Source organism: Brevundimonas sp. (assembly GCF_023259385.1).
Taxonomy (GTDB): domain Bacteria; phylum Pseudomonadota; class Alphaproteobacteria; order Caulobacterales; family Caulobacteraceae; genus Brevundimonas.
Genome location: NZ_JAHFPF010000284.1, coordinates 1 through 4,296 on the forward strand (window position 1 = coordinate 1; position 4,296 = coordinate 4,296).

Here is a 4,296-nt window from a genome sequence, read left to right on the forward strand (position 1 = left end):
TCGCCGGTCTTGAGGTCGTAGACGACGGTGGTCGTGCCGCCGGGCAGGACCTGGCCGTTCTTGTAGGTGTCATAGGCCTTGGAGGCGTCGACCCGGCCCAGACGCTCCTGCCGGTAGCCGCCGGGGCCCCAGTTGCGGTGCGCCCGCGACGAGCCCTTGAGCTCGTGGTTTCGGACCAGCGCCACCTGCGTGCCGGACAGGGCGAAACAGCCCATGCCGTCGAACTGGCCGGGGACCAGCAGGCCGTCGTCCATGGTCTCGCCGCCCTGGGAGACGACGGTGTAGGAGAAGCCCTCGGGCAGGTCGAACAGGCCGTTCGGATCGGGCCGCAGCGGACCATAGCCCTCGACCTCGTTGACATAGGTGTCGGCGGTCGCCGCCTGGGCCGAGGCCTGACGGGCCAAGCCAGTGAAGGCGAGGGCGGCGGCGCCCGTGGTCAGGACGCCGCGACGGTCGATAGGCATGAGGCTGGCACTCCGGTGACAGGAACTGCCGCGCTTATGCCGGGCGTCGGTCAGGGTTCTGTGACAGCGAGCGCGGCGGATCGTCCCGGCGGTCATCCGGGCCGACAAACGGCGGCAAAGGCCGCGCATTGATGCGGTATTTTAATACCGTTTAAGTTTTCTCATTATTTTACAATGAGATGATGCGATGTGGGTGCACAAACCGGCATTGACCCCGCGCCGGGCTTCCTCTATCAGCGCGCCTTCCGTTCACCGGTCCCGCCGGAGAACACCCGTTTCGCCCGTCTCCCAAGGACTCCTCGTTATGCTGAAGAGCACTACGGCTTCGCTGAAGCCGGCCGAGGTCACGAAGAAATGGATCCACATCGACGCTGAAGGCGTCGTGGTGGGCCGTCTCGCGACCTTCATCGCCAACCGTCTGCGCGGCAAGCACCGCGGTGACTACACCCCGCACGTCGATTGCGGCGACTATGTCATCGTGACCAACGTCGACAAGGTCGTCTTCACCGGCAAGAAGAACACCGACAAGATCTACTACCGCCACACCGGTCACCCGGGCGGCGTCAAGTCGACGACCCCGGAGAAGGTTCTGGGCGGCCGCTTCCCCGAGCGCGTGCTCGAGAAGGCCGTCGAGCGCATGCTGCCGAAGGAAAGCCCGCTGGCCCGCAAGCAGATGACGCACCTGCGTCTGTTCGCCGGCGCCGCGCACAGCCACGAAGCCCAGTCGCCCGAGACGATCGACTTCGCGTCGGCCTCTCCCAAGAACACCCGGAGCGTCTGAGCATGACCGACGTCACCAACGACACCGCCACCGGCTTCGACGCCCTGAAGGGCCTCGGCACTCCGGGCGTGGGCGAAGAGCACCCCGTCTACGTCCAGAAGCTGGACGCCCAGGGCCGCGCCTACTCGACCGGCAAGCGCAAGAACGCGATCGCCCGCGTCTGGGTGAAGCCGGGCACCGGCAAGTTCACCATCAACGGCAAGGACCAGGAGCAGTACTTCGCTCGTCCCGTGCTGCGCATGATGATCGCCCAGCCGCTGGTCGTCACCGAGCGTGAAACCCAGTTCGACGTGGTCTGCACCGTCGAAGGTTCGGGCCTGTCGGGCCAGGCCGGCGCCATCCGCCACGGCCTGTCGCACGCCCTGACGCACTACGAGCCGGAACTGCGCAAGGTCCTGAAGCCGCACGGCTTCCTGACCCGCGACAGCCGCGTCGTCGAGCGCAAGAAGTACGGCCGCGCCAAGGCTCGCCGTTCGTTCCAGTTCTCGAAGCGCTAAGCCGTTTCATTACGGGTTGGATGGGGGCGCTTCGGGAAACCGGAGCGCCCTTTTTCTTTGGGACTCGCTGGAGAGCGCCATGTACGCCTTCCCCTCTGCAGACAGACTGGCTTTTCTAATCGAAGAGCCCGCGCGGCTGATTCAGATCGCCGTCAACGCGACCTCGTTGCGCTTCGTTTTCGACAACGGGTGTTATGTCGATGCCGGTTTGAACGTCGGCTATGTCAGGCCCGATGGCTCAAGCGTTGCGTACGACAAGGAATGGTTCGTCGAGAAGCCGATCGAATTCCATGCGCTGATCGACCAGAAAGCTGTTTCGGTGGAGGCAAGCGACCTCGAAATGCGGATCGGGTTCGGGAACGGCGCGGCGCTGCTTATCTACACTGACATCGGCCCCTATGAGGCGGTCGCCGTGATCAAGCGCGGCGGCCCGGAGTTCTATCTGTGACCCACACCATCTTCATCGACGGCGAGGCGGGCACCACGGGGCTCGAGATTCGCGAGCGGTTGGAAACGCGCCCGGATCTGGACTTGATCCTGCTGGGCGACCGCCGCCGGGACGTCGAGGCGCGGCGCGAGGCGCTGAACGGCGCCGACGCGGTGATCCTGTGCCTGCCCGACGACGCGGCCATCGAGGCGGTGTCGATGATCGAGAACCCTGCGGTGCGGGTGATCGACGCTTCGACCGCCTACCGGGTCGATCCCGACTGGACCTATGGCTTCGCCGAGATGGCGCCGGGCCAGCGCGAGGCCATCGCCGCCTCGACGCGGGTGTCGAACCCGGGCTGCTATCCGACCGGCCTGATCGGCCTGGTGCGTCCGCTGGTGTCGGCGGGGATCGTGCCGGCGGGCTGGCCGGTGACGGTCAATGCGGTCAGCGGCTACTCCGGCGGCGGCAAGGCCATGATCGCCGAGTTCGAGGGCGGCGGGGCCGAGGCCTATCGCGCCTATGGCCTGACGCTGAAGCACAAGCATGTACCGGAGATGACCAGGCATACCGGGCTGGAGCGCAAGGTGCTGTTCGCGCCCGCCGTCGGGTCGTACCGGCAGGGGATGCTGGTCGAGGTTCCGCTGCACCTGTCGGCCCTGCCGGGCTCGCCCTCCGTCGAGGTGGTGCACGGCGCCCTGGTCGAGGCCTATGCCGGTCAACGCTTCGTCGAAGTCGCCTCGCTGGAAGAGACCGAGGCCATGACCGGGATCGACCCGGAGGGGCTGAACGGCACCAACCGGATGCGGCTGCATGTGTTCGGCGACCGGGGCGGGGAGCAAGCCCGGCTGGTCGCCCTGCTGGACAACCTCGGCAAGGGCGCATCCGGCGCGGCGGTGCAGAACCTGAACCTGATGCTGGGACTGGATGAAGCCGCCGGGCTGACCTGACGATGGGGGAGGGGTTGCATCTGCGTCGGGCCTCCCGACGTATCAATGTCATGACCCAGACCCGCAGAGCCCTGTTCCTGACCGCCGGCGCTGCGGCGCTGAGTGCGTGCGCGCCGGAAGTCGCCGATGCCTCGGAGGCGCAGTACGCCAACTCGCCCTTCCGGCGGATCACCGACGCCCAGTGGCGGGCGCGGCTGCCGGCGCTCAGCTATCAAGTGCTGCGCCACGAGGGCACCGAGCGGCCGGGGACCAGTCCGCTGAATGAGGAACACCGGCGCGGGACCTTCGTCTGCCGGGGTTGCGAACTGCCGCTGTTCCGCTCGGAGTGGAAGTTCGACAGCGGCACCGGCTGGCCCAGCTTCACCCGGGTGATGGCCGCCAATGTCGGGATCAAGCGGGACTATGCGCTGGGCATCCCGCGCACCGAATATCACTGCGCCCGCTGCCTGGGGCATCAGGGCCATGTGTTCGACGACGGCCCCGCGCCGACGGGCAAGCGCTACTGCAACAACGGCGTGTCGCTGATCTTCCAGCCCGCCTAGGTTTGCGGGGCGGCGTCGACCGCCTCGACCACCTGGCGGATGAAGGCGCGGCGGGCGGCGCTGTGGGACCGGCCCGTGGCCTCCGGCCAGGCGGACAGCAGGACGATGACCAGCCGGCGCTCGGGATCGACGCGGATCGTCTGGCCGAAGATGCCGTAGGCGGCGAAGATCCCGTCGTCCTGGGTCCACCACTGGAAGCCGTAGCCCTCGCCGGGATCGCCGGTCTCGGCCTGTTTGGTCACGGCCTGGGCGAACCAGTCGTCGGGAACGATGCGCTCGCCGCCCAGTTCGCCGCCGTCCAGCGCCATCAGGCCGATGCGGCCCCAGTCGCGCAAGGTGGCCGAGACGCAGCAGCCGCCCATCTCGCGCCCGCCCTGGTCCAGCGCCCAGAAAGCGTCCGCCTGCATGCCCGCGCGCGACCAGAGGCGCTCGGACAGAAGCTGGGCCAACGGACGACGCTCGGCGGCGGCGACCAGGGTTCCGATCAGATTGGTCTCGCCGGTGGAGTAGTTCCAGTGCGTGCCCGGAGGATGGGCGCGGGGCAGGCGGGCCATGTAGGTGACGACCGGATCGCGCCCGTCGAAGGCCGGTTCCTGCAGGAAGCGGGCGACGTCGGAGTTCGGATCCGAATAATC

Annotated in this window: 7 protein-coding genes; 5 read left to right on the forward strand and 2 right to left on the reverse strand. The window is 67.6% G+C overall.

The genetic code is table 11. From position 1 onward, the window contains the following. A partial coding sequence (locus Q0C81_RS16730; protein ID WP_291840620.1) for an alkaline phosphatase PhoX occupies positions 1–464 on the reverse strand: 464 nt, incomplete at its 3' end. A 304-nt stretch (positions 465–768) separates the two neighbouring features. Here Q0C81_RS16730 and rplM point away from each other — a divergent pair. From rplM to msrB, 5 genes are all read left to right on the forward strand, one after another. Continuing rightward, on the forward strand, positions 769–1,245 hold the full coding sequence (rplM, locus tag Q0C81_RS16735) for a 50S ribosomal protein L13 (protein ID WP_291840623.1): 477 nt from the start codon (positions 769–771) through the stop codon (positions 1,243–1,245). Positions 1,246–1,247: 2 nt separating this feature from the next. Beyond that, positions 1,248–1,742 (forward strand): 30S ribosomal protein S9, encoded by a 495-nt coding sequence (gene rpsI / locus Q0C81_RS16740; protein WP_291840627.1) that lies wholly within the window; start codon positions 1,248–1,250, stop codon positions 1,740–1,742. Between the two features lie 79 nt (positions 1,743–1,821). Further along, positions 1,822–2,190: a hypothetical protein gene (locus tag Q0C81_RS16745; protein WP_291840630.1), complete on the forward strand. Its 369-nt coding sequence runs from the start codon at positions 1,822–1,824 to the stop codon at positions 2,188–2,190. Then, entirely contained in the window at positions 2,187–3,119 is a 933-nt protein-coding gene (gene argC / locus Q0C81_RS16750; RefSeq protein WP_291840633.1) for an N-acetyl-gamma-glutamyl-phosphate reductase, read from the forward strand. Before Q0C81_RS16745 ends, argC begins: the two co-directional genes overlap by 4 nt. Positions 3,120–3,169: 50 nt before the next feature. Then, entirely contained in the window at positions 3,170–3,661 is a 492-nt protein-coding gene (msrB, locus tag Q0C81_RS16755; RefSeq protein ID WP_291840634.1) for a peptide-methionine (R)-S-oxide reductase MsrB, read from the forward strand. Here msrB and Q0C81_RS16760 read toward each other — a convergent pair. Further along, on the reverse strand, positions 3,658–4,296 hold a 639-nt coding region (locus Q0C81_RS16760; protein WP_291840637.1), incomplete at its 5' end, for a serine hydrolase. The two genes, msrB and Q0C81_RS16760, sit on opposite strands and share 4 nt — an antisense overlap.